This window comes from Promicromonospora kroppenstedtii (genome assembly GCF_044389675.1).
Taxonomy (GTDB): domain Bacteria; phylum Actinomycetota; class Actinomycetes; order Actinomycetales; family Cellulomonadaceae; genus Promicromonospora; species Promicromonospora kroppenstedtii.
Window position 1 is genome coordinate 270,572 of the sequence record NZ_JBIRYI010000010.1, and the last position, 24,359, is coordinate 294,930.

The 24,359-nt window shown below is 73.5% G+C and carries 19 protein-coding genes and 1 pseudogene; 15 read left to right on the top strand and 5 right to left on the bottom strand.

What is annotated here, in order from left to right:
* The 3 genes from ACH47X_RS17695 to ACH47X_RS17705 are packed head-to-tail and all read right to left on the bottom strand — an operon-like array spanning window position 1 to window position 3,583.
* Window positions 1–1,035 carry an ABC transporter ATP-binding protein gene (locus tag ACH47X_RS17695; RefSeq protein ID WP_397405837.1) on the bottom strand — a complete coding sequence of 345 codons (1,035 nt, stop codon included), beginning with the start codon at window positions 1,033–1,035 and terminating at the stop codon, window positions 1–3.
* Window positions 1,035–2,150 (bottom strand): PotD/PotF family extracellular solute-binding protein, encoded by a 1,116-nt coding sequence (locus ACH47X_RS17700; RefSeq protein WP_397405838.1) that lies wholly within the window; start codon window positions 2,148–2,150, stop codon window positions 1,035–1,037. The genes ACH47X_RS17695 and ACH47X_RS17700 overlap by 1 nt, the downstream gene beginning before the upstream one ends.
* Complete coding sequence (locus ACH47X_RS17705; protein WP_397405861.1) at window positions 2,147–3,583, bottom strand: amidase; 1,437 nt, start codon at window positions 3,581–3,583, stop codon at window positions 2,147–2,149. Before ACH47X_RS17705 ends, ACH47X_RS17700 begins: the two co-directional genes overlap by 4 nt.
* A gap of 167 nt (window positions 3,584–3,750) precedes the next feature.
* On the opposite strand from ACH47X_RS17705, the gene ACH47X_RS17710 reads away from it, so the two are divergent.
* From ACH47X_RS17710 to ACH47X_RS17750, 9 genes are all read left to right on the top strand, one after another.
* Window positions 3,751–5,145 (top strand): aminotransferase class I/II-fold pyridoxal phosphate-dependent enzyme, encoded by a 1,395-nt coding sequence (locus ACH47X_RS17710; protein ID WP_397405839.1) that lies wholly within the window; start codon window positions 3,751–3,753, stop codon window positions 5,143–5,145.
* A 42-nt stretch (window positions 5,146–5,187) separates the two neighbouring features.
* Window positions 5,188–6,036 carry a DeoR/GlpR family DNA-binding transcription regulator gene (locus tag ACH47X_RS17715; protein WP_397405840.1) on the top strand — a complete coding sequence of 283 codons (849 nt, stop codon included), beginning with the start codon at window positions 5,188–5,190 and terminating at the stop codon, window positions 6,034–6,036.
* A 305-nt stretch (window positions 6,037–6,341) separates the two neighbouring features.
* Window positions 6,342–7,718, top strand: coding sequence for an ABC transporter substrate-binding protein (locus tag ACH47X_RS17720; RefSeq protein WP_397405841.1), 1,377 nt, complete (start codon window positions 6,342–6,344; stop codon window positions 7,716–7,718).
* 81 nt (window positions 7,719–7,799) lie between these two features.
* Complete coding sequence (locus ACH47X_RS17725) at window positions 7,800–8,744, top strand: carbohydrate ABC transporter permease (RefSeq protein WP_397405842.1); 945 nt, start codon at window positions 7,800–7,802, stop codon at window positions 8,742–8,744.
* A complete protein-coding gene (locus ACH47X_RS17730) occupies window positions 8,741–9,559 on the top strand; it encodes a carbohydrate ABC transporter permease (RefSeq protein WP_397405843.1) in 819 nt (272 codons plus the stop codon). The genes ACH47X_RS17725 and ACH47X_RS17730 overlap by 4 nt, the downstream gene beginning before the upstream one ends.
* Window positions 9,560–9,561: 2 nt before the next feature.
* The gene (locus ACH47X_RS17735; RefSeq protein WP_397405862.1) at window positions 9,562–10,992 is read left to right on the top strand and encodes a mannitol dehydrogenase family protein; all 1,431 of its coding nucleotides are present in this window, start codon (window positions 9,562–9,564) and stop codon (window positions 10,990–10,992) included.
* Window positions 10,993–11,060: 68 nt separating this feature from the next.
* Window positions 11,061–12,500 (top strand): serine hydrolase domain-containing protein, encoded by a 1,440-nt coding sequence (locus tag ACH47X_RS17740; protein WP_397405844.1) that lies wholly within the window; start codon window positions 11,061–11,063, stop codon window positions 12,498–12,500.
* A complete protein-coding gene (locus tag ACH47X_RS17745; RefSeq protein WP_397405845.1) occupies window positions 12,497–13,561 on the top strand; it encodes a sensor histidine kinase in 1,065 nt (354 codons plus the stop codon). Before ACH47X_RS17740 ends, ACH47X_RS17745 begins: the two co-directional genes overlap by 4 nt.
* Complete coding sequence (locus tag ACH47X_RS17750; RefSeq protein ID WP_397405846.1) at window positions 13,558–14,214, top strand: response regulator; 657 nt, start codon at window positions 13,558–13,560, stop codon at window positions 14,212–14,214. The genes ACH47X_RS17745 and ACH47X_RS17750 overlap by 4 nt, the downstream gene beginning before the upstream one ends.
* Window positions 14,215–14,217: 3 nt before the next feature.
* Here ACH47X_RS17750 and ACH47X_RS17755 read toward each other — a convergent pair whose 3' ends face one another.
* On the bottom strand, window positions 14,218–14,397 hold the full coding sequence (locus ACH47X_RS17755) for a CsbD family protein (RefSeq protein ID WP_036966580.1): 180 nt from the start codon (window positions 14,395–14,397) through the stop codon (window positions 14,218–14,220).
* Window positions 14,398–14,559: 162 nt separating this feature from the next.
* Between ACH47X_RS17755 and ACH47X_RS17760 the strand changes: the two genes are divergently transcribed.
* Complete coding sequence (locus ACH47X_RS17760) at window positions 14,560–14,991, top strand: DUF4383 domain-containing protein (RefSeq protein ID WP_142035991.1); 432 nt, start codon at window positions 14,560–14,562, stop codon at window positions 14,989–14,991.
* Between the two features lie 84 nt (window positions 14,992–15,075).
* On the top strand, window positions 15,076–15,609 hold the full coding sequence (locus tag ACH47X_RS17765) for a DUF2127 domain-containing protein (RefSeq protein ID WP_397405847.1): 534 nt from the start codon (window positions 15,076–15,078) through the stop codon (window positions 15,607–15,609).
* A gap of 3 nt (window positions 15,610–15,612) precedes the next feature.
* Here ACH47X_RS17765 and ACH47X_RS17770 read toward each other — a convergent pair whose 3' ends face one another.
* The gene (locus ACH47X_RS17770) at window positions 15,613–16,200 is read right to left on the bottom strand and encodes a TetR/AcrR family transcriptional regulator (protein ID WP_397405848.1); all 588 of its coding nucleotides are present in this window, start codon (window positions 16,198–16,200) and stop codon (window positions 15,613–15,615) included.
* A gap of 127 nt (window positions 16,201–16,327) precedes the next feature.
* Between ACH47X_RS17770 and ACH47X_RS17775 the strand changes: the two genes are divergently transcribed.
* From ACH47X_RS17775 to ACH47X_RS17790, 4 genes and pseudogenes are all read left to right on the top strand, one after another.
* Complete coding sequence (locus tag ACH47X_RS17775; RefSeq protein WP_397405849.1) at window positions 16,328–18,145, top strand: flavin-containing monooxygenase; 1,818 nt, start codon at window positions 16,328–16,330, stop codon at window positions 18,143–18,145.
* A 57-nt stretch (window positions 18,146–18,202) separates the two neighbouring features.
* Complete coding sequence (locus ACH47X_RS17780) at window positions 18,203–21,040, top strand: hypothetical protein (RefSeq protein WP_397405850.1); 2,838 nt, start codon at window positions 18,203–18,205, stop codon at window positions 21,038–21,040.
* A gap of 13 nt (window positions 21,041–21,053) precedes the next feature.
* Complete coding sequence (locus ACH47X_RS17785) at window positions 21,054–23,888, top strand: cation-translocating P-type ATPase (RefSeq protein WP_397405851.1); 2,835 nt, start codon at window positions 21,054–21,056, stop codon at window positions 23,886–23,888.
* 229 nt (window positions 23,889–24,117) lie between these two features.
* Window positions 24,118–24,359 (top strand): annotated as a pseudogene (locus tag ACH47X_RS17790) (HNH endonuclease); the annotation flags it as partial.

A 24,359-nucleotide genomic window follows, 5' to 3' on the forward strand; every position in this document is an offset into this window, starting at 1 on the left:
TCAGGCCGCCCCGACGGGCAGCAGGGCGTCGTCGGACCAGGTCAGGCCGACCGGCTCGTCCTCGGCGAAGCGCCGTCCGCCGTCCGCGGGGCTGGCGAGCAGCTCCGTGCCGTCGGCGGTGCGCAGGCGGTACTCGTAGCGCTCGCCGGCGAACCCGACGGACAGCACGGTCGCGGGGGCGGCGTCGCCGCCGGCCTCGACGACCCGCACGTGCTCGGGCCGCAGGGCCACGGTCCCGGTAGCACCGGCGAGCCGCACCGGCCGCCCGAGCACCGTGGGCCCGCCGTCGCCGTCGTGCACCGGAAGGAGGTTGGCGGCGCCGACGAAGTCGGCGGCGAACCGGGTGCGCGGCGTGCGGTACAGCTCCTCGGGTGTGCCGAGCTGCTCGAGGTCGCCGTGCGCGAGCAGCGCGACCCGGTCCGACAGCGCGAGCGCCTCGGCCTGGTCGTGCGTGACGAACACGGTGGTGGTGCCGACCTCGCGCTGCAGCTCACGCAGCTCGTGCCGCATCTGGCGGCGCAGCTTGGCGTCGAGGTTGGACAGCGGCTCGTCGAGCAGCAGCACGCGCGGCCGGGTGACCAGCGCGCGGGCGATGGCGACGCGCTGCTGCTGCCCGCCGGAGAGCTGCTGCGGGTAGCGGTCGGCGAAGTCCGCGAGGTCGACCAGCTTCAGGGCGTCGCGCACTCGCTCGTCCCGCTCGGCCTTCGCCACGCGGCGCGTGCGCAGCCCGTACTCCAGGTTGCGCCGCACCGTCATGTGCGGGAACAGCGCGTAGCTCTGGAAGACGAGTCCCGTCTCGCGGCGGTTGGGCGCCACATGGGTGACGTCCTCGCCGTCGATCAGGACCGTCCCCGTGGTGGGCGTGACGAACCCGGCGAGCACGGACAGCAGCGTGGACTTGCCGCAGCCCGACGGGCCGAGCACGGACAGGAACTCGCCCGACTCGATGGTCAGCTCGTCGAGCTCCAGCACGGGGTCGCCGCCGTACCCGACGCTGAGCCCGCGGATCTCCACGCGGCCCTGTGTGGCGGTCATCAGCCGAAGATCTCCTGCCAGCGCGCCTGCAGGTCGGGCAGCTGCGGGGTGATGGTCTCGTAGTCGACCCACACGAAGTCGTCGTACGCGCCCTGGCCGCTGGTGATCTGCCCGTCGAACTGCGCGGGGTACTCGTTCTGGTCGTTGGAGGCGGCGTACCAGGTGCCCTCCGAGAAGACGGGCTGGTACTCGCTGGAGGCCACGTAGTCGAGGAACGTGTACGCGAGCTCCTCCTGCTCGGTGCCCTCGGTGACGAACAGCGAGGTCAGGGCGCCCACGGAGCCCGACGCCGGGTAGGCGAACCCGATGGGCTCGCCCGCGTTCTGCTGCACGAACGCGCGGCCGTCCCAGTGCGCCGCGACCCACGCGTCGCCGTTGGAGAGCGCGGTCTCGACGCTGGTGCCGTCGGCGGGGAACGTCGAGGCGCAGTCCTTGAGGGTCTCGAGCTGCTCGAACGCGGCGTCGACGTCCTCCGGGTTGGTGATGGAGCCGCCGGCCTCGTTGATCAGGCCCGCGAGGAACTCGACGCCGGTGTTGAAGGTCAGGGGCGAGACGGCGACGTGGCCGCAGTAGGCCGGGTCGAGCAGGTCGGACCAGTCGGTCGGCGGCTCGTCCACCTTGTCGGTGCGGTACGCGATGCCCGTGGAGCCCACGGTCAGGGGCAGGCCGTACTGGGTGCCGCCCACGTTGCTCTGCTCGGCGAGCACCTCGTTGAGCTGGCCGAACTGCTCGATCTGGGCGGTGTCGAGCTCGGCGACGACGCCGGCGGAGACCGCGCTGGGGATGACGTTGGGCGTGAACGCGACGACGTCGTAGGCGGGCGTGCCGCCCTTGGTGGAGCGCAGCGCGGTGAGCCAGTCGGCGGGGCCGCCGGGCACCAGCTCGACGGTGGCGCCCGTCTCCTCCTCGAACGGCTCGACGAAGGCCTTGGCGAACGACTCGCCCCAGGACCCGGCGTACACCGCGACCTTGAGGGTCTCGCCGGACCCGTCGCCGGACGCGTCGTCGCCCCCGGCCGAGCACGCGGCGAGCGCGCCGGTCAGCGTGAGGGCCGTGGTCACGGCGAGCGTGCGGGTCAGTGGCCGGGTGGTCCGGCGCGTGGAGCGGGAGGTCATCGTTGTCTCGTTCCTTCGGGGTGGTGGGGCGGCAGGCGGTGGTCCCAGGCGTAGTGCCGTTCCAGGACCTGGCCGAGCCGCAGGAGGAGCCCCTCGCCGCCCTGCGGTGCGACGAGCTGGGTGCCGAGCGGCAGACCGTCGTCGTCCAGGTGGGTGGGCAGGGTCAGGGCGGGCACGCCGAGCACGCTCGGGACGGTGGTGAACGCGAGCGTGCGCTCGTAGATGACCGACTCGCGCGACGGCGCCTGCCGGGTCAGCTCGTCCAGGACGACGCCGTTCGCGGGTACGCGGGTCGCCGTCGTCGGCGTGAGGACGACGTCGGCGGCGTGGAACAGGGACTCGGTGACGGTGCGGGCCAGGGCACGCATCCGGACGGCGCCGCGCACGTAGCCGGCCGCGCCGAGCGTGTCCGCCTGGTCCATGACCCGCCGGATGTAGGGCTGCAGGCGCTCGGGGTGGTCCAGCGGCGTCTGCTGCAGCCATGCCGGGATGACGACGCCCGGGTACAGGTCCATGAGCTCGGCGCCGCCCTCGTGGGCGTCGAGCGCGACGACCGTGTGCCCGTGGCCGCGGAGCACGTCGGCGGCGTCCTCCACCGCGGCGACGCACGCGGCGTCGACGTGGATGCGCGGGTCCCAGGAGCGCGTGAGCAGGCCGACCCGCATCGGGCGGGGCGCGTCGTCGAGCGTCGCGAGGTAGTCGGGGGCGGCCGGGCCGCGCGACCACGCGAGCGGGTCGGGCGCGGCCAGGTGCGTCACGACGGCGGCGGTGTCGCGCACGGTGCGCGTCACCACGCCCTCGGTGGCGCCGCCCTCCCAGCCCTGCACGCGCTGGGGGAGCAGGCCGCGGCCGGGCTTGAGGCCCACCAGGCCGCAGAACGCGGCCGGGACCCGCAGCGAGCCGCCGCCGTCGCTCGCCAGGGCGACCGGGACGATCCCGGCGGCGACGGCCGCGGCGGAACCGCCGCTCGACCCGCCGGGGGAGCGGTCCAGGTCCCACGGGTTGTGCGTGACGCCGGAGCGCGGGCTCTCGCACGACGTCGTCATGGCGAGCTCCGGCGTGGCCGCGCGCCCGAGCTGCACGAACCCGGCCGCGAACGCCGCAGCGGGCAGCAGGTCCGTGTCCGTCGCGGGCGTGTCGTCGATCGCGAGGGAGCCGCGGGTCCAGGGCTGTCCGGCGACGGCGAAGGTGTCCTTGATGGTGATCGGCACGCCGGCGAACGGCGGCAGGTCGACGCCGGCTGCCAGCGCCCGGTCGACGGCGTCCGCGGCGGCGAGCGTGGCGTCGTCGTCGCGCCAGACGAGGGACCGCACGGCCGGGTCGACGGCGTCCGCCCGGGCGAGGGCGCGCTCGGCGACGGAGCGCGCGCTCTCGCGACCGGAGCGGACCCGGTCGGCCGTGTCCACCACACCCATATGTGATGGAAGATTCATGATCACGGGTAGACGTTAACCACGGTGAGCCGATCGCTCCAAGCCGATGTCCCCGCCGTCCGCCTGATGAGACTAAGGTGCGAGTGGCGGATATACATCTGGATGATAAGAGCCCGGGATCTTCCGGGCAGGCCGCGAACGGGCTACCGAACGAGCAGCGAGGGGCGATGACGACCACAGGATCCGACGCCGCCGGGACCACCCCGGCCACGCCGACCGACCTGATCACCTCGGTGCGCGGGTTGTCCGGCCCGGCGCTCGCCGAGCAGCTCACCGCGTGGATCGAGCAGGGCGTGCTGGCACCCGGCACCCGGCTGCCCACCATCGAGGAGGTCGCCCACGCCTCCGGGCTGGGCCGCTCCACGGTGGCCGGCACCTGGTCGCTGCTCGTGGACCGCGGCCTGGTCACCACGCGCCGCCGCGGCGGCACCATCGTGTCCGGCCCGACGGGCGCGCCCACCTGGCCGCGGGCGGGCGAGGCGCCGGTGTTCGCCGGCTGGTCCTCCGTGGACCTGTCGTCCGCGCACCCCACGACCGACCGGCTGCCCGACCTGCTGGAGGCCTTCGCGCACAGCCTGCGCGAACCCCAGACCAACTCCCTGCGCCGCGAGGCGATCACCCCGGCCCTGCTGGACGCCGTGCGCCAGGACTGGCCGTTCGACGCCGCCGAGTGGGTCACCGTCAGCGGCGCCGGCGAGGCCACGCTGCTCACCGCCGAGGCTGCCACAGCGCCCGGCGGCCTCATCGCCGTCCAGGAGCCCGCCGTCTCCGGCACCATCGGCAACCTGCGCTCCGTCGGCTTCGAGGTGGTCGGCGTCGCCTCCGACGCCGCCGGCCCGCTGCCCGACGCGCTGGAGCGCGCGCTCGCCGCCGGCGCCAGGACGTTCGTCTACCAGCCCGGAGGGGAGTTCTCCCTTCAGGGCGGCGTCACCACGGCGCGCCTGGCCGAGCTCGCGGCCGTCCTGACCGAGCACGCCCCCGACGCGTGGGTGCTGGAGGAGGACGTGCTCGGGCCGCTGGCTCCCGTGCGCCCGCCGAGCCTCGGCGAGCTGCTGCCCGGCCGCGTCGTGCGGATCACCTCGTTCTGTCGCGCGTTCGGCCTCGACCTGCGCACCACCGTCGTCGGCGGCGCCCGCGACGTGGTGCTCGGCGTCCGGCGCCTGCGCAGCCACGGCATCCTCGCGCAGAGCCGCATCCTGCAGAACGCGCTCGCGTACCTGCTGGCCACCCCCAGCGTCGGCACCCTCGTCGCCGACTCCGCCCGCTGGTACGCCGACCGCGGCCGCGACCTCGCGCGGGCGCTCGCGGCCCGCGACGTGCGCACGGCGACGCCGCCGGGCGGCCTGGTCGTGTGGTTGCGCGCCGAGAACGAGGACGAGGCCCTCGTCGAGCTCGGAGCGCGCGGCATCGTCCTGACGCCGTCGTCGCGCACGTTCGTCACGCCGCCGCGGCCCGCGTGGCTGCGGGTGGCCACGCCCCAGATCCCGGCCGACCCGGAGCGGGTCGAGGAGCTGGCCGAGGCCCTGGCGGGCGCCGCGCGGGGTGCGCTGCTCGCCGGGTGAAGTACCTTCCGAAATCCGGCCGTTCCCGGCAGACTCTGGGCCGTGGGCCCGACGACGGGGGACAGGGCGACGGTGCACGCCGCGACACCCGAGGCGACACCGGAGTCCGGCGCGCCCTCGGTGGCGGCCGACCCGCAGAGCCCGCGGTCCAAGGAGCTGCTGGCGCTGGTGCGCCGGCGCGGCCGCATCGAGGTGAGCGAGTCCGCGCGCATGCTCGCCGTCTCGCAGGAGACCGTACGGCGTGAGCTGCGCAAGCTGGAGGCGCAGGGCCTGATCCGGCGCAGCTACGGGCTGGCGTTCCCGGTGGAGACCAGCTCGTTCGAGACGGCGCTGTCGCAGCGCTGGCAGAGCTTCCCCGAGGAGAAGGCGCGGATCGCCGCCGAGGTGGCCCGGCGCCTGGGGGAGGCGCGCACCATCTTCGTGGACGAGGGCTTCCAGCCGCTGCTGGCGGCGCGGGCCCTGCCGCAGGACCGGGACCTGACCGTGGTCACGTCCTCGCTGCCGGTGGCGACGGAGCTGTCGGCGCGGCCGAACGTGCAGGTGATCATCATCGGCGGGCGGGTGCGCGGCAAGACGCTGGGCGTGGTGGACGGCGCGGCCGTCGACATGCTGCGCACGTTCCGCCTCGACCTCGGGCTGATCGGCGCGAACGGCGTGACCGTCGAGGACGGCCTGACCACTCCCGACCCCGTCGTCGCGAGCGTCAAGGCCGCCGCGATCGAGGTGAGCCGCCGCCGGATCTTCATCGGGGCGCACCACAAGTTCGGTGTCACGAGCTTCGTGCGGTTCGCCGGCCTGGACGACTTCGAGGCGATGATCACCGGCACCCAGCTCGGCGCGGCCCGGGCCCGTGCGTTCCACGCGGCCGGCGCGGAGATCGTCCAGGTCTGACGCCCTGCCCCCTCGGGGCCTGACCGATCGGTCTCCTGCGGCGAGCAGTTGGTGCCCGGTGCGGGATGCGGTTTCCGGTCGCCGAGCGGGGGCGGAAACCTGCCAGAACCTGGCCCTCCGCGGTCCCGGCCGGATCAGGCGCGCCCCGGCGTACCCCGCCGTCGGCCGCCCGGAAGCGGCAGGTCTGTGCGATTCCACAGCCCCGGTGAACGTTTCGAGACGGGCTCGTTGACCCCCCTGACGGCCCGGCCCACGATGTGCACCTCACGACGACGTGACCAGACGTGACCAGAAGGGTCGAAGCAATGAAGCTCACGAGAACTGCGCGCCGTCAGGCCGCGCCCGCCGGCATCGCGGCCGTGGCGCTCGCGCTGACGCTGACCGCCTGCGCCGGGGCGGGGGGCGGCGGGAACAGCGGCGCCGCCGGCTCCGACGGCGGCCCGGTCGAGCTCACGCTCGCCACCGTCAACAACCCCCAGATGAAGGACATGGAGGAGCTCAAGTCCGCCTTCGAGGAGGACCACCCGGACATCACGGTGAACTTCATCCAGATGGAGGAGAACGACCTCCGGGACGCCGTCACCAAGGACGTCGCCACCGACGGCGGGCAGTACGACATCGTCACGGTCGGCTCCTACGAGGTGCCGATCTGGGCGCAGAACGGCTGGCTCACGGACCTGAGCGGCGACCTGGAGTCCGACGCGGACTACGACGTCGACGACCTGTTCGAGCCCGTCAAGGACGCCCTGACGGTCGACGACTCCCTCTACGCCGTCCCGTTCTACGGCGAGTCCTCGATGCTCATGTACAACAAGGAGCTGCTCGACGAGGCGGGCGTGACCATGCCCGAGCACCCCACCTGGCAGGAGGTCGCGGACATCGCCCGCGAGGTCGACTCGGACGACGTCGACGGCATCTGCCTGCGCGGCAAGCCCGGCTGGGGCGAGGTCTTCGCGCCCCTGACCACGGTGGTGAACACGTTCGGCGGCGCCTGGTACGACGCCGAGTGGAACGCCCAGGTGGACCAGCCCGAGTTCGCCGAGGCCGTGCAGTTCTACGTGGACCTGGTCGCGGACGCCGGCGAGGCCGACCCGGTCTCGACCGGGTTCACCGAGTGCCTGAACAACGTGAGCCAGGGCCGCTCGGCGATGTGGGTGGACGCCACCGTCGCCGCCGGTCTGCTGGAGGACCCCGAGTCGTCGCAGGTCGCGGGCAAGATGGGCTACGCGCACGCGCCGGTCGTCGAGACCGAGGAGTCCGGCTGGCTCTGGTCGTGGAACCTCGCGATCCCCGAGACCACGCAGAACCGCGACGCCGCGGTCGAGTTCGTGAAGTGGGCCACCAGCAAGGAGTACCACCAGCTCGTGGGCACCGAGCTCGGCTGGAGCCGCGTGCCCCCGGGTGCCCGCAACTCCACGTACGAGATCCCCGAGTACGAGGAGGCGGCGGCCGCGTTCGCGCCCATCACGCGGGACATCATGCTCGCCGTGGACCCGGAGCAGCCGGGTGTGGCGCCGCAGTCGTGGACGGGCATCCAGTACGTGACCATCCCGGAGTTCCAGGACCTCGGCAACCAGGTCTCGCAGGACCTCGCCGACGTCTTCGCCGGCCGGAGCGAGCTGGGCCCCGTGCTCGACCGCGCCCAGGACCTCGCCCAGGACGCGGGCGACGCCCAGAAGTAGCCGGAACCGGGTGCGGGGAGCACGTGCTCCCCGCACCCAGCCCCGCCGTCGTGCGGGGCCTGGTGCCCAGGAGGGCCAGAAATGACCGCACTCATGACCAGCCCGACCCGGCGACGGCCCTCGGGTGCCGCGCCGGCCGGCGACTCGGGCCGCAGAGGCCGCCTGGCCGTCTCGCGCGCCCTGCTGTGGCCCGCGCTGGCCACCTCGATCGTGCTCACCCAGATCCCGTTCCTGCTGACCATCTACTACTCGCTGCAGAGCTGGAACATGCTGCGCCCCGGCGACCGGGGGTTCGCCGGCCTGGACAACTACGTGAGCGTGCTGCGCGACGGCTCGTTCCTGTCCTCGCTGGGCGCGACCGTCGCCGTGACCGGCAGCGCCGTGGTGGCCTCCACGCTGCTCGGCATGCTGTTCGCGGTGCTGCTCGACAGAAAGTTCGTGGGCCGCGGCGTGGCCCGCACCCTGATGATCACGCCGTTCCTGGTCATGCCCGCCGCCGCGGCCCTGATCTGGAAGTGGTCGATGCTCGACGCCGCGACCGGCATGGCCAACTGGGGCCTCGGGCTGGTGGGCCTGCCGCCCGTCGCGTGGAACACCGAGCTGCCGATGCTGACCATCATCCTGGTGCTGACCTGGCAGTACACGCCGTTCGTCATGCTCATCCTGCTGGCCGGGCTGCAGGCCCAGGACAAGGACGTGCTGGAGGCCGCCGCCGTCGACGGCGCCGGCGCGCTGCGCACGTTCGGCGAGATCACGCTGCCGCACCTGCGGCAGTACGTCGAGATCGCCGTGCTGCTCGCCTCCATCATGCTGCTCCAGGTCTTCGACCCGATCGCGATCATGACGCGCGGTACCGGCGGCACCAAGACGCTGTCCTACCTGCTCTACGAGCGGGCGTTCGTCGGCCTGGAGGTGGGCGAGGCCGCCGCGTACGGCGTGATGACCGTGCTCGTCACCATCGTCGTGGCCTCCGTCGCGCTGCGGACCCTGTTCAAGGTCTTCTCCAAGGAAGGGATCGACCGATGACCTCCTCGCGCCTGCGCGCGGCCCTGATCACCGTGGTCACCTGGGTGCTCGTGCTCATGTTCTTCTTCCCCGTGGCCTGGATGGTGTTCACCGCGTTCAAGCCCGAGCACCAGGCCGCGACGTCGCCGCCCACGTTCGCCCCCGACCTCACGCTCGACCGGTTCGGCGCCGTCTTCGACCGCGACATGCTGCCGTACCTGATCAACTCGTTCAGCGCGAGCCTCGGGTCCACGCTCCTCGTGCTCGCCCTCGCGATCCCCGCCGCCTACGCCCTGAGCATCCGGCCCGTGACCAACGTGCGCGACGCCCTGTTCTTCTTCATCTCGACCCGCTTCATGCCCGTCGCGGCCTCCATCATCCCGGTCTACCTGCTGCTGCAGTCCGTGGGCGGTCTCGACAACATCACCTGGCTGACCGTCCTCTATGTGGGCGTCAACCTGCCGATCGCCGTCTGGATGATGCGCTCGTTCCTCGCCGAGGTGCCGCGCGAGGTCATCGAGGCCGCCCAGCTCGATGGCGCCCGCCTCGGCACCGAGATCTTCCGCGTCGTGCTGCCCATCGTGCTGCCCGGCGTCGCCGCGGCCGGCCTGATCTGCTTCATCTTCGCGTGGAACGAGTTCTTCCTCGCCAACCTGCTCACCGCCCAGGTGGCCCGGCCCACCCCGCCGTTCCTGACCAGCTTCGTGGACGGCCGCGGCCAGTTCCTCGCCGTCCTGTCCGCCGCCGCCACCGTGGCCATCGTGCCCGTGGTGCTCGCCGGCTGGATCGCGCAGAAGCAGCTCGTCCGCGGCCTCGCGATGGGAGCGATCAAGTGACGATGCTCGACCTCGCCGCCCCGCCGTACGACCGCACCGGCATCCGCGTCGGCATCGTGCACCTCGGCGTCGGCGGGTTCCACCGGGCGCACCAGGCGCTCGCGGTCGACGACCTGCTGCGCCGCGGTGAGGCCCGCGACTGGGGCATCTGCGGCGTGGGCCTGCTGCCGGGCGACGCCGCGATGCGCGACGCGCTGCTGCCGCAGGACGGCCTGTACACGCTGGTGACCAAGCACGCCGACGGCGACCTCGACGCCCGGGTGGTCGGCAGCATCGTGGAGTACCTGTTCGCGCCGGACGACCCGGAGGCCGTGCTGGAGCGCATGGCCCACCCCGACACCCGCATCGTGTCGCTCACCATCACCGAGGGCGGCTACAACTTCGACCAGGTCACCGGCGCGTTCGACGCGAGCGCGCCGGGCGTCGTCGCCGACGCCCGGCCCGGGGCCGTCCCGGCCACCGTGTTCGGCTACGTGGTCGAGGCCCTGGCCCGACGGCGGGCGCGCGGCCTGCCGCCGTTCACCGTGATGTCGTGCGACAACGTGCAGGGCAACGGCGAGATGGCGCGCGCCGTCTTCGCGGCCTTCGCCGGGCTGCGTGACCCCGAGCTGGGCCGGTGGGTGCACGACGCCGTCGCGTTCCCGAGCTCGATGGTCGACCGCATCACGCCCGTCACCACGGAGGCCGACCGGGCCCTGGTGGCCGAGCGGTTCGGCGTCCAGGACCGCTGGCCCGTGGTGGCCGAGCCGTTCTTCCAGTGGGTGCTGGAGGACCGGTTCCCGCTCGGCCGGCCGCCGCTGGAGGACGCGGGCGTGCAGCTCGTGGCCGACGTCGAGCCGTACGAGCTGATGAAGCTGCGGCTGCTCAACGCCAGCCACCAGGCCATGGCGTACCTCGGCCGCCTGGCCGGGTACGAGTACGCGCACGAGGCCGTCGCCGACCCCGACCTGGCGCGGTTCGTGCGCGGGTTCATGGACCGCGAGGCGACGCCGACCCTGGCGCCGGTGCCCGGCGTCGACCTGGAGGAGTACAAGGCGACGCTGATGGCGCGGTTCGGCAACCCCGCCGTCCGCGACACGCTTGCCCGGCTGGGCGCGGAGACGTCGGACCGCATCCCCAAGTTCCTCGTGCCGCTGGTGCGCGACCAGCTCCGCACGGGCGGCGAGGTCAGGTTGTCGGCGGCGGTCGTCGCGAGCTGGGCGCGGTACGCCGAGGGGGTCGACGAGCACGGCGAGCCGATCGAGGTGGTGGACCGGCTCGCGGACCGGCTGGTCCCGCTCGCGAGGTCCCAGCGCGCCGACCCCCTGGCGTTCCTGCGCGCCCCCGCGCTGTTCGGGTCGCTCGTCGAGGAGCCGCGGTTCGTCGAGCCGTACCTCGACGCGCTCGACTCCCTGCACCGGGTGGGGGCGCGCGCGACGCTGGCCGGGCTATGACTTTCGTCAGGGGTGCTCCGGCAACCTGACCGATGTGCCGGGGCGCGGCGCTCCCTAGCGTGCGGCACATGGAAAAAACACCCCTGACCAGGCGCCTCGCCGCCGTGCTGCTCACGCTCGGGCTCGCGGCGGCGGGCGCCGGCCCCGCCGCCGCGACGACGTCCGCGCCCACCCCCGAGGCGATCGACGCCTACCTCGCCGACCTCCACGAGGCCTCGGGGGTGCCCGGCCTGTCCGCCGTGGTGACGCACGGCGACCGGGTGGTCCACGCCGCCGGGTACGGGCACGACTCCACCGGCGCCCCGGTGACCGCGGACACCCCCATGCGGATCGCGTCCGTCAGCAAGTCGTTCACCGCGATGGCCGTGCTGGTGCTGGCCGAGGACGGCGCGATCGACCTCGACGCTCCCGTCACCCGCCAGCTCCCCGAGCTGGAGCTGGCCGACCCGCGCGTCGACGAGATCACCGTCCGGCAGCTCCTCGACCAGACCTCCGGGTTCTCGGACACCACGGTCGACGTCGCCGACCTCGCCGAGGCCACGTCCCGCACCGACTACGTCGCCCGCCTGCGCGACGACGCCCTGGCTACCGACCCCGGCACGGCCTACCACTACTGCAACGTGAACTTCGACGTCGCCGCCCGCCTCGTCGAGGTGGCCTCGGGGCAGGCGTTCGGCGACTTCCTGGCCGAGCGTGTGCTCGAGCCGCTCGGCATGACCGGCACCGCCACCCGCGACGACGTCGTGCGGCCCGCCGCCGGCTACACCTCACTCTTCGGCGCGTGGGTACCGCGCCAGGAACCCGCATGGTTCGACGACACCGGCAGCGCCGGCGTCATCACCACCGCCGACGACCTGGGGCGCTGGCTGATCGCCCAGACCGGGAACGGCCCGCGGCTCGTGGCGCCCGCCACGCTCGACGCCGCCCACACGCCGTCCGCGGCCGGCCCCTACGGCCTGGGCTGGCACACCGAGGACGACGGCACCGCCTGGCACTCGGGTTTCGTCATGACCTACCGCGCCGTCGAGTGGATCGACCCGGCGACCGGGTACGGCATCGCCGTCATGACCAACGGTGCCAGCCTCACCGACGTGACCCGCACCGCCCTGGACGGGCTCGTCGCCCTCACCCGTGGCGAGACCCCCGGCGCCGCCGACGGGACGCACACCGCCGACCTGGTGCTCGGCGCCCTGCTGCTCGCCTCCGTCGTGCTCGGCGTCGTGGGCGTTCGGCGCGCGCCGCGCTGGGCCACCCGGCAGGCGGGCCGCGCGCGGTGGCGCACCGGGCTCCGGCTGGCCTGGCTCGTGCTCCCCGCCCTGCTGCTGGCCTACCTGCCGGCGCTCGCCTCGGTCCTCAGCGGCGGTCGCACGTTCCCGTGGTCCTCGCTGGCCTACTTCGCGCTCCCGGTCGTGCTGACGCTGCTGGTCGCGGCGCTGGCGGGGCTCGTCGTGCTGGGGGCGCGGACCGGGCAGCTGGTCCGACGCCGCCCGGTAGGGTCGCCGACGTGACCGACCGCCGCCCGAACCGCGCCGACGTGGTCGGCGGTGCCGGTCTCGCGGCCCTGGCCCTGCTGGCGCTGCTGAACAGCATCGGCGCCGACGACCTGCCGCTCTGGCGCCAGCTCGGCTTCCCGCTGCTCGCGCCGCTCGCGTACCTGCAGGGCCGGCACCGCCGGGCGCGCGGGGCGAGGTGGGTGCTGTCCGGCGTGGCGGTCGTGACGGCGGCCCTCGCGCTCGTGGACCTCGGCGCGGCCGCCACGGGGGCGATGCTGCTGGCTCTGTTCGTGGTCGCGCCCTGGCTGGCGGGCCGCAACCGCCGGCAGCAGGCCGAGATCGCCCGGCTCGCGGTCGAACGGGCGGCGCGGCTGGAGCGCGAGCGCGAGCTGGTCGCCCGGAGCGCCCGTGCCGAGGAGCGGGCCCGGATCGCCGCCGAGCTGCACGACCTCGTCGGTCACGACCTCGCGCTCATCGCGGTGCGTGCCGGCGCCCTGGAGGTGTCCTCGGGGCTGGCTTCCGCCGACCGCGCCGAGGACCGCGCGGCGGTCGCCGGGATCCGCGAGACCGCCATGGAGGCCACCGACCGGCTGCGCACCGTGCTGGGCGCGCTCCGGGACGGGCCGGACGCGGGCGGCCGGCTCGCGCCGCCGGACGAGACGATCGCCGCGCTCGTCGCACGGGCGGCGTCGGCCGGGCTGGACGTGCGCCTGGAGGACGGGCCGGGGGCGACGTCGGCGGTGGTGTCGGCGGCAGTGTCGAACCAGACGGCGAGCCTGGCGGAGCAGGCCGCGCACCGCGTGGTGCAGGAGGCCCTGACCAACGCGACCCGGCACGCGCCGGGCGCGGCGGTGACCGTGCGCGTGCGCCGGGACGAGGGTGCGCTCCAGGTCGAGGTGACGAACGCCGGGACCGCGGCGGGTCGGGAGCCAGGGCCGGGCCCGGCGAGCCGTGGCAGCGGCCTGCTCGGCCTCGCCGAGCGCGTGCGGGTCGTGGGCGGCACCTTCGCCGCCGGCCCTGCGGGCGACGGCTTCGCCGTGCGAGCCCGCATCCCGGCCGCGGGGGAGGAGTCGTGATCAGGGTCCTGCTGGCCGACGACGACGCCGTGCTGCGGGTCGGCGTCGCGGCGATCCTCGGCAGCGACCCCGAGATCGAGGTGGTCGCCGAGGCCGGGGACGGCGCGCAGGCGGTCGAGCTCGCCCGGCTGCACCGCCCCGACATCGTGCTGCTGGACATCCGGATGCCCACGATGGACGGCCTCCACGCGGCCGCCGAGCTCCGGCGGGCCGTCCCGGAAGCCGCGGTGGTCATGCTGACCACCTTCGACGAGGACGACTACGTCACGCGCGCGATGGACGAGGGCGCGGTTGGGTTCCTGCTGAAGGCCGCCGACCCGCGCGAGCTGATCATCGCCGTGCGCGCGGTGGCCGGAGGAGCGGCGTACCTGTCCCCGCGCATCGCGCACCGGATGATCACGCGGTTCCGCACGGGGCAGCCCGCCCGCCGGCGCACGGCGGCCGAACGGGTGGCCGTGCTGAGCCCACGCGAGACCGAGGTGCTCGGCCTGGTCGGCCAGGGACTGGCCAACCAGGCCGTGGCGACACGCCTGCACCTGTCCGAGGGGACGGTCAAGGCGCACGTGAGTGCGATCCTGACGCGGCTCGGGGTGCGCAACCGGGTGCAGGCGGCGATCCTCGCGTACGAGGCGGGGCTCGTCGAGGACGTGTGAGGGTCAGTCCTTGTCCTTGAAGGCGTCCTTGACGTTCTCGCCGGCCTTCTTGAGCGAGGCCTTGTCCTGATCGGCCTGGCCCTCGGCCTCGAGCGACTCGTTGCCCGTGACCTTGCCGGCCGCCTCCTTGGCCTTGCCGGCGGCGTCCTCGGCGGCGTTCTTGAGCTTGTCGTCGATGCCCATGACGTCTCTCCTTCGGTCGGTGGTCGTTCTTGCTCACCTTCACCCGGGCGCGCGGGACTCGCCACGGGAGCGGGGTGGTGCCTCACGAAACCGGACCCATCCGGACATGACGTCGCTCCGAACCTTCTGTGAGGCACACGCCGAACAGAACGGAGAAAAGCCATGACCCAGTCCATGTCCCCGACGCGCACGCGCGGGGTGTCCCAGTGGCTCGCCCTCATCATCGGCGCGGTCTACCTGCTCGTCGGAGCCGCGGGGTTCCTCGTGACGGGATTCAGCGGGTTCGCCGAGCACGACCACAGCCAGACGCTGCTCGGTTTCGCGATCAACCCGCTGCACAACATCGTGCACCTGCTGATCGGGATCGTCGGCGTGAGCCTGTCGTCCACGCTCGGCCGGGCGCGCACGTTCGGCTGGCTGCTCGTGGCCGGGTACGGCGCCGCTTTCGTCTACGGTCTGTTCGCCGTGGGCAACCCGGACATCAACTTTCTCAACATCAACGCGGCCGACAACGGGCTGCACGCCCTGAGCGTCCTGGCCGGCCTGGCCATCGCGCTGTGGCCGCAGCGGAAGGCCGCGACGTCGTCGTACTAGGTCCGTAGGTCCCAGGATCCCGCTGGAAGAGACGGCGCCCGGCCCGCTGGCCGGGCGCCGTCGCCGGTACCAGAGTGGTGCCCCATGGGCGCACCGGCGGCAGGAGGCGGCGGACGGCGTCGGCTGCTGGTCGAGACGGCGTTCGTGCTGGGCGTGCTGCTCAAGGGCCTGGACGGCCTGGTCGAGCTGGTGGCGGGGGCCGCGCTGCTCGTGCTGCACCAGGACCGGATCCTCGCGCTGACCCGGGCAGCCGTGGCCGAGGAGCTGCGGGAGGACCCGCACGACCTGGTGGCCAACCTGCTGCTGGACCAGGCGGCCGGGCTGGACCACGGGGCCGCCGTCGCGGGCGGGCTGTTCCTGCTGCTGCACGGCGTGGTCAAGGTGGTGATCGTCGCCGCGCTCCTGGCGGGCTCGCGCCGGGTGTACCCGTGGGCCGTCGGCGCTCTGAGCGTGCTGCTGGCCGTCCAGGTCGTGCAGCTCGTGCTCAGCCCCGGCGTCGTGGCGCTGGTGCTGCTGGACGCGGTGATCCTCGCGCTGACCTGGCACGAGTGGCGCATCGGGCGGTCCTTCCACGACGCGTGGCGCAGCGTTGTGCGCGGCTGGTTCCCGCGCACGTGACGCCTAGCCGGCCGGCGGCGCGGTGGTGAACAGGCCGCGGTGCAGGATGGCGCGCGTGGTGCTCTCGCGGGACGGCGCGCCTCCGACCGCCGTGGCGGCCTGGACCGCCATCACCATGGGCAGGGTGAGCAGCACGTCCTCGGTGGTGACGCCGGGATGCACGCGGCCCTGCGCGCGGGCGCGTTCGAGCAGCGGCGCGAGCGCCGCCGCCGTCCGCTCGCCGAGGTCGGCGGTCCCGGGCATGCCGTCCGCCACGACGCGCCCGAGCCACGGGACCTCGAACTGCACGTCCAGCAGGTGGTGGAACAGCCGCTCGGCGCCGTCGTCGACGGCGGACAGGGCGGCCGCGCGGACCTCGATGTCGGCGACGTTGTGCTCCAGCACCGCCGAAGCGAGCTCCTCCCGGTGCGCGAAGTGGCGGTGCAGCGTGGTGCGGCTGACGCCGGCCTCGCTCGCGATCTCCTCCAGGGGCACGTCCGGCCCCCGGCGCGCGAAGGCGCGGCGAGCGGCCGCCACGAGGAGCTCGCGGTTGCGCGCCGCGTCGCGCCGGGTCGGTTCGCCGGTCCGCTCGACTGTTCGTTCGACCGCCATGCGCCGAGGGTAACGGGAGGCACCGTGCGGGACGCCACAGGAGCAGGGGTTGAAAACGTACATTCATGTACGTTTTCATGTGGTCGGCGGGGGAGAACCCGCCGACCTGCTGACGAGAGGCCCTGCCTTGTCCCACCTGACCAGCACTGATGGATTCCTCACCACCTCGGAGGCCGACGCCCTGCGCGAGCGCTACCGCCAGGAGCGCGACCGGCGGATCCGGCCCGACGGCCTGGCGCAGTACCGTCGGGCGGCGGGGGAGTTCGGGTACTACGCGAAGGATCCCTACACCGCGCGCACCGAGCGCGAGCCGCTGACCGACCGCGTCGAGGTGCTGGTCGTGGGCGGCGGGTTCGGCGGCCTGGTCACCGGAGCGCGGCTGCGTGAGGTCGGGGTGGAGTCGCTGCGGATGATGGACGAGGCCGGCGACTTCGGCGGCACCTGGTACTGGAACCGGTACCCGGGCATCCACTGCGACATCGAGTCGTACGTGTACATGCCGCTGCTGGAGGAGACGGGCTATCTGCCGAAGTGGCGCTACGCGCCCGGCGAGGAGATCCGGCAGCACGCCGTGCGGATCGCCGAGCACTACGGGCTGTACCGGGACGCCGTCTTCCACACGCGGGTCACGGAGCTGACCTGGGACGAGGACGCCGACGAGTGGCTGGTGCGCACGGACCGGGGCGACGCGATGCGGGCCCGGCACGTCGTGGTCTCCTCCGGGACGCTCTCGCAGGCCAAGCTGCCCGGCATCCCGGGCATCGAGAACTTCCGCGGGCACACGTTCCACACCAGCCGCTGGGACTACGGCTACACGGGCGGCACGGCGGACGGCGGCCTGACCGGCCTCGCCGACAAGCGCGTGGCCGTGATCGGCACCGGGGCGACCGGCCTGCAGGCCATCCCGCACGTGGCCCGGGACGCCGCGCACCTGTACGTGCTGCAGCGGACGCCGTCGTCGGTCGACGTGCGGGACAACCGGCCCACGGACCCGGAGTGGGCGGCCGGGCTGAAGCCGGGCTGGCAGCGGGAGCGGATGGACAACTTCCTGGCGATCCTCGCGGGCGAGGACGTCGCGGAAGACCTGACGCGTGACGGCTGGACCGGCACGGCGCGGCTGCAGCGCAAGATGATCACGGGCGCGGTGGACACGACCGTCGACCCGGCCGAGCGCGAGCGGCTCGACGAGCTCGCCGACTTCGCCAAGATGAACCAGATCCGCGCCCGGGTGGACGAGATCGTCGAGGACCCGGCCACCGCCGAGGCGCTCAAGCCCTGGTACCGCTACATGTGCAAGCGACCCGGGTTCAGCGACCAGTACCTGCAGGCGTTCAACCGGCCGAACGTCACGCTGGTGGACACCGCCGACCACGGGGGCGTCACCCGGATGACCGAGAACTCGGTGGTGGTGGGCGACCAGGAGCTCGAGGTGGACTGCGTCGTCTTCGCCACGGGGTTCGAGGTGGGCGTCTCGGGCGTCGTGTCGGGCACGCTGCCCGTGCACGGCCGGGGCGGCACGACCCTGCTGGGTGCGTGGGCACGCGGGCCGCGCACACTGCACGGCTTCTACACCCACGGGTTCCCCAACCTGTTCCACCTGGGCGGGGTGCAGAACGCCAACTCGGTGAACTTCGTGCACATCCTGTCCGAGCAGGCCGCGCACATCGCCGCCGTCGTCGCCCGGGCCGCCAAGACCGGGGCCCGGTACGTCGAGCCCACGGAAGCGGCGCAGGACGCCTGGGCCGCGACCATCGCGGAGGCGGGGGCAGGCCAGGACAGCTCGGCGTTCCTGGCCGAGTGCACGCCCGGGTACTACAACGGCGAGGGCACGCGGAAGGGCGGCGCGCCGACGTCGTACAGCCCGGGGCCCGTGGCGTTCCACCGGCTGCTGGCGCAGTGGCGCGAGGGAGACATGAGCGAGGTGCTGGTGCCGGCTTCCCGGTGAGCCGAACCGCGGCGAGTCGCGCCGCAGGTCAAAGAGACATTTCCGTATATTGGCGACGTGCCTGACGGTGGTTACGACGCGTTCGTCTCCTACAGCCACGACGCTGACGGCCCGGTCGGCCCGGCCCTGCGCGACGCGCTGCACCTGTTCGCGCGGCCGTGGAACCGGCTGCGGGCGCTGCGGGTCTTCTGCGACCGGCGCGCCCTGGACCCGGCCGACGGGCTGTGGAGCACGATCCGGCGGGCACTGGACGGCTCGCGCTTCATGATCCTCGTCGCCTCGCCCGGCGCGGCCGGCTCCCGCTGGGTGGGGCGCGAGGTGGAGCAGTGGCGCAGCGTCACGCCGCGGCGCCCTGTGCTGATCGTGCGCACCGGCGGGCAGATCGTCTGGGACGACGTCGCCGGTGACTTCGACTGGGACCGGACCACGGCCCTGCCCCACGCGCTGAGCGGCTGGTTCACCGAGGAGCCGCAGTGGGTCGACCTGGAGCTGCCGCCCGAGCGGTTGAGCCTGCGGGACCCCGTCTTCCAGGACGCGGTCGCCACCCTGGCGGCGCCCCTCCACTCCCGGGGCAAGGACGACCTGCTGGGCGTCGACGTGGCCCAGCACCGCCGGTCCCAGGGCTTCCGCCGGGCCATGTGGGCGGGGCTGTCGCTGGTCGCGGTGCTCGCGGTGGTGGCCGCGGGCTGGGCGCTGACTGAGCGGTCCGGCGCCGTCGAGCAGCGCGACCGGGCCCTGGCCGGGTCCCTGGTCGCCGAGGCCGGCGCCGTGCGGGACACCCAGCCGGGCCTGGCGCGCCAGCTCCTCGCCGCCGCCTACCGGCTGGCGCCCACGCCGCAGGCGCGGTCCGCGGTGGTCGCGGGCGACGAGATCCCGCGCGAGCTCACCATGCAGGCGAGCGCGCTCGCGTACTCCGACGACGGGTCGCTGCTGGCCGTGGCGCGGTCGGGCCGCGCCGAGGTGCCGGCGTACCCCGAGATCGTCTCGCACGTGTGGCTGTACGACGCACGGACGCTGGAGGTGCTGTCCGACTGGTCCATGGAGAGCCACCAGGACATAGACTCGGCGCGCTTCGTGACGCCCTCGCTCCTCGTCCTGGGGCACGGCGAGACGCTCGTGCTGACCGACGTCACCGACCCCCGGGCGCCGGTCGAGCAGGCCCCGCTCGCGGTGCCGTCGCTCGGGGACACGCTGGACGCCGCCACGGACGGTCGCACCCTGGCGACCGGGTCGGACGACGGGTCCGTGCGGCTGTGGGCGCTCACAGGCACCGCCGCCGGCTCGGCGGAGGAACCGGTGGCGTCCTGGCGGCCGTGCACTGAGGAGGAGGGCGTGCACGAGGTCGCTTTCGCACGGCCGAGGGGCATGCTCGTCGTCGGGTGCAGCCTGGGACCGGACGCGACGCTCGCCGTGTGGGACGTCGCCGACCCCTCCGCAATCGCCGTGGTGGGGAAGCCGCTCGCGGGGGTGCGCAGGTCCGCCGTCGCGCCGGACGGCCGGCATCTGGTGGTCGATTCCGACGGTGCGTTGGTGCGCTGGTCCGTCACGGACTCCGGCGAACTCCGCGCGCCCCGTCCGCTGCCCCTCCCGCTCGGGTTCCCGGGCCAGGTCTCGCTGCTGGCCTACGGGGACCGGGACCGGGTCGCTGCCGTGAGCGAGGACGGTTACGCCCGGGTCTGGGACGTCGCGGACGAGCCCACCCTGCTCGCGGAGCTCCCGCTGCCGGACTGGGACGCCATGAACGCCGACGCCATCGCTTTCACGCCGGGTTCGGACACCCTCGCGGTCGCCACCCCGGGGTCGAACGCCGGGCCGGACGCCGCACCGGAGGACGGCACCGTCCGCATCTGGAACCTGGCCGACCCGCTGGAGCCCCGGGCGCGCGCGTCGATTGCCGCTGATCGTGGCGACCTGGACGTCAGCGCCGACGGGCGCACGCTGGCCGGCCTGGCCGACGGCGACCTCTACGTCGCCGACCTGACGGACCCGCTGCGCCCCGAGGAACTGGCCCGCCTGCCGGTCGACGTCGCCGCCGGACCCGACGCGAACACGTTCTTCGGAGAGGTGGTGTCCAAGTTCAGCCCCGACGGGAACACCCTGGCGATCGCGAGCGAGGGCGCGATCGACCTCTTCGACCTCAGCGACCGCGCGCACCCCCGGCACGTGGCCACCTGGCCGGCAGGCATGCCACTTGACCTGGACTTCCGGTCCGACGGCGCACTGCTCGCCGTGGGAGGGTTCAGCGGCGCGATCGCCCTCTACGACGTCACGTCGCCGGAGAGCCCCCAGCCCGTGGCCGAGGTCCCGACGGTCGGGTCGTCCCTGGTGTTCCTGCCCGACCGGCCCGTCCTGGCGGTTACGGGCGGGTTCTCCTCGACCATCGAGCTCTGGGACCTGGCCGATCATCTGTCGCCCGTGCGGCTCGACGCCGACGAGAGCCACACCTACCAGATCGCGGGCCTCGCGGTGACGGGTGACGGTCTGCTGACCAGCGCTGCCCGGGACAGCAGCGTGCGCACCTGGCGCGTGGTCGGCGACGACCTCGTGGCCCGGTTCGTGATCACCGACTCGGGCGACGTCAACGACCTGGTGATCGCCGCGGACGGCGGGCGGCTGGCCACCCTCGGCCGCGACCGGACCCTGCGGGTGTACCGGGTCGCGGACGACACTCCCGTCCTCGACCTGAGCATCCCCGTCGGCGACACGACGCAGGATCTGATCGGCTTCGTGGGCGAGGACGTGCTCGCCGTCCGGACCGAGCACGGCGCCGTCGACCTCTGGGACCTCGACGCGGACGCCGCCCTGGACCGGATCTGCTCCGGATCCGGGCAGACGATCACCAGGCAGCAGTGGGCGCGCGTGCTGCCGGACATCGGGTACGACCCGCCCTGCTGAGTCATGATCGACTGTGGCCACTCCACAGCAGCGCACACCGCCGCCGTCCGTCCCGCTGCCCGCTCCGGACCCGTCGGTACGGGACGCGGCCGACGTCGCCGCCGACCTCGGCGTCGACCCCGCCACCGGGCTGACCGACGCCGAGGCGGCGCGCCGCCTGGCCCACGACGGCCCCAACGAGCTGCGGTCCAGGCCGCCCGTGCCGGTGTGGCGCAAGGTGCTGGACCAGTTCCGGGACCCGCTCGTGGCCCTGCTGCTGGTGGCCGTGGCCATCTCGCTCGTCGTGTGGTGGGTCGAGGGGGCGCACGGCCTGCCCGTGGACGCCGTCGTCATCGCCGCGATCGTGGTGCTCAACGCGGTGCTCGGGCTGGTCCAGGAGAGCAAGGCCGAGAGCGCCGTCGCGGCGCTGCGGTCCATGACCGAGGCCATGTCCACGGTGCTCCGCGACGGGCGGCGCGTCACCGTGCGCTCGGCCGAGCTCGTGCGCGGCGACGTGCTCGTGCTCGGCGAGGGGGACGCCGTCGGCGCCGACGCCCGCCTGCTGACCGCGACCGCGCTGCGCGTGCAGGAGTCCTCGCTGACCGGCGAGAGCGAGGCCGTGCTCAAGGACGCCGCCGTGCTGCCCGCGCCCGCGCCGCTGGGGGACCGGTTCGACATGGTCTACAAGGGCACCGCCGTGGCCCAGGGCGTCGGGCGCGCCGTGGTGGTGGCGACCGGCATGGACACCCAGATGGGCGCCATCGCGCGACTGCTCGACTCCACCGAGGAGGAGGTGACGCCGCTCCAGCGGGAGATCGCGCACGTCAGCAAGGTGCTCGGTCTCACCGTGATCGGCATCGCCGTCGTCGTCATGGTGCTGGCCGCCGTCGTCAACGACGTCCGCACGCCCGCCGACCTCGTGACTGTGCTGCTGCTCGGTGTCTCCCTCGCCGTCGCCGCGGTGCCCGAGGGGCTGCCCGCCATCCTGTCCGTGGTCCTCGCCGTCGGCGTGCAGGCCATGGCGCGGCGCAGCGCCGTCGTCAAGAAGCTGCACTCCGCCGAGACGCTCGGCTCCGCGTCCGTCATCGCCTCGGACAAGACCGGCACGCTGACGAAGAACGAGATGACCATCCAGCGGGTCGTCACGGCATCGGGGGAGGTCACGCTCACCGGCGTCGGCTACCGGCCCGACGGCGAGGCGGTGGCCGGGCCGGCCGACGGCGGTGGGCCGCTGACCGACGAGGCCCTGACCCGAGAGGCCGTCATGGTGCTCGGCGGCGGCTCCCTGGCCAACGACGCCCAGCTCACCCGGGCCGACGGCGAGTGGACCGTCCAGGGCGACCCCACCGAGGCCGCCTTCCTCGTGGCCGCGCACAAGCTCGCCGGCACCGTCGACCGCGTCGCCGGGTTCGAACGGCGCGGCGAGGTGCCCTTCACCTCCGAGCGCAAGCTCATGTCCGCGCTCGTGGACCCACCCGGCGACGGCGCCTGGGCCCTTGTCACCAAGGGCGCGCCCGACGTGCTCCTGCCGCGGTGCACCGACGTGCAGGTCGGCGACACCGCCGTGCCGCTCGACGACGAGCTGCGGGCCGCGGCGCTCGCGGCCGTCGAGCGGCTGTCGGGGCAGGCGTACCGGACGCTCGGCGTCGCCTACCGCCGGGTGCCCGAGGACACGGGGCCCGAAGGGCTGGAGGTGCACGAGTCCGACCTGGTCTACCTGGGCGTGGTCGGCATCATCGACCCGCCTCGGCCCGAGGTCGCCACCGCCGTGGCCGAGGCCCGCCGCGCCGGCATCCGGATCATGATGATCACCGGTGACCACCCCGTCACCGCGACCCGGATCGCGAGCGACCTGGGCATCGTGGAGCCGGACGCGCGGGCGGTCACCGGGACGGAGCTCGACGAGCTGGACGCCGCCGGGCTGCGCGAGACGACGCGCGGCGTCTCGGTCTACGCCCGGGTGGCCCCGCAGAACAAGCTGCAGATCGTCGACGCCCTCCAGGCTGACGGGCACGTGGTGGCCATGACCGGCGACGGCGTGAACGACGCGCCTGCGCTGAAGACCGCGGACATCGGCGTGGCCATGGGCATCACCGGGACGGAGGTGACGAAGGAGTCGGCCAAGATGATCCTGGGCGACGACAACTTCGCGACCATCGTCGCCGCGGTACGCCAGGGCCGGATCATCTTCGACAACATCAAGAAGTTCCTGCGCTACCTGCTCTCCTCCAACATGGGTGAGGTGTGCACGGTGCTGTTCGGCGTCGTGTTCGCCGGGGTCCTGGGGCTGGAGGGAGCGGCCGGCGGGGAGGCCGTCGTCGTGCCGCTGCTGGCCACGCAGATCCTGTGGATCAACCTGGTCACCGACTCGGGCCCTGCCCTGGCGATGGGCGTGGACCCCGAGACCGACGACGTCATGGCCCGGCCGCCGCGCGGCCCGCACGAGCGGATCATCGACGCCCGGATGTGGACCGGCGTGCTGAGCATCGGCCTGGTCATGGGTCTGGCCACACTGCTGACCATCGACATCTTCCTGCCCGGCGGCCTGGTCGAGGGCGGCGACGACCTCACCGTGGCCCGCACCGCCGGGTTCACCACGCTCGTGCTGGCGCAGCTGTTCAACGTGCTCAACTCGCGGTCGGAGACCACGAGCGCGTTCCACCGGATGTTCGCCGGCCGGTGGCTCTGGGCGGCGATCGGGCTGGGCGTGGTGCTCCAGGTGGCTGTCGTGGAGGTGCCGTTCCTCCAGGTCGCCTTCGGTACCGCGGGGCTCGACCTGGCGCACTGGGCCGTGGCGGTGGGGATGGCGTCGACCGTGCTGTGGTTCGACGAGCTGCGCAAGCTGGTGTGGCGGGCGCGGGAGCGGTGATTTGTCGTTCCGGTAGCAGCGGGAGGGGCGGTCGCGCGCGTTCGGGGAACGGGGTTACGCGGCGGGCGGAAGAACGAGCGGGTGCGGGTGGCTCGGCCTAGGGTCGAACAAAGGTCCGCTGGAATGGTGTTGTTCGGGCGCTATTCGAGTTCGAGGAGGTGTTGGCATGGTTAGGCAGTGGTCGAACGGCGTTGAAGGCTCGGTGCCCGCTGTGCGTGAGGATCCGTTCGTGGACGGCACCATGCCCGACGATGCGTGGCTTGCGGCGTTCTTCGCTGAGTGTGAGGCGTTGTTCGGTGACGATGACGGGCGGCAGGGGCTGGATGTGCCGCCGGAGCCGGGGTGGTGTGACGCCGTGTCCGGCGGGGTGTCGGAGTCTGCTGCGGAGTTCGGGCCGGTGGGGTTGTGGCCGGTCGAGGTGTTGCAGGAGGCGCTGGCCGGGGCGCCGGGGGCTGAGCTGGCGCGGGTGGT

Excerpts from the sequence above, each read along its gene's own strand:
- ACH47X_RS17705 (WP_397405861.1), bottom strand. The coding sequence starts at position 3,583 with ATGAATCTTCCATCACATATGGGTGTGGTGGACACGGCCGACCGGGTC.
- ACH47X_RS17720 (WP_397405841.1), top strand. The coding sequence starts at position 6,342 with ATGAAGCTCACGAGAACTGCGCGCCGTCAGGCCGCGCCCGCCGGCATC.
- ACH47X_RS17765 (WP_397405847.1), top strand. The coding sequence starts at position 15,076 with ATGGGCGCACCGGCGGCAGGAGGCGGCGGACGGCGTCGGCTGCTGGTC.
- ACH47X_RS17755 (WP_036966580.1), bottom strand. The coding sequence starts at position 14,397 with ATGGGCATCGACGACAAGCTCAAGAACGCCGCCGAGGACGCCGCCGGC.
- ACH47X_RS17710 (WP_397405839.1), top strand. The coding sequence starts at position 3,751 with ATGACGACCACAGGATCCGACGCCGCCGGGACCACCCCGGCCACGCCG.
- ACH47X_RS17760 (WP_142035991.1), top strand. The coding sequence starts at position 14,560 with ATGACCCAGTCCATGTCCCCGACGCGCACGCGCGGGGTGTCCCAGTGG.
- ACH47X_RS17730 (WP_397405843.1), top strand. The coding sequence starts at position 8,741 with ATGACCTCCTCGCGCCTGCGCGCGGCCCTGATCACCGTGGTCACCTGG.
- ACH47X_RS17735 (WP_397405862.1), top strand. The coding sequence starts at position 9,562 with ATGCTCGACCTCGCCGCCCCGCCGTACGACCGCACCGGCATCCGCGTC.
- ACH47X_RS17725 (WP_397405842.1), top strand. The coding sequence starts at position 7,800 with ATGACCGCACTCATGACCAGCCCGACCCGGCGACGGCCCTCGGGTGCC.
- ACH47X_RS17700 (WP_397405838.1), bottom strand. The coding sequence starts at position 2,150 with ATGACCTCCCGCTCCACGCGCCGGACCACCCGGCCACTGACCCGCACG.
- ACH47X_RS17695 (WP_397405837.1), bottom strand. The coding sequence starts at position 1,035 with ATGACCGCCACACAGGGCCGCGTGGAGATCCGCGGGCTCAGCGTCGGG.
- ACH47X_RS17770 (WP_397405848.1), bottom strand. The coding sequence starts at position 16,200 with ATGGCGGTCGAACGAACAGTCGAGCGGACCGGCGAACCGACCCGGCGC.
- ACH47X_RS17740 (WP_397405844.1), top strand. The coding sequence starts at position 11,061 with ATGGAAAAAACACCCCTGACCAGGCGCCTCGCCGCCGTGCTGCTCACG.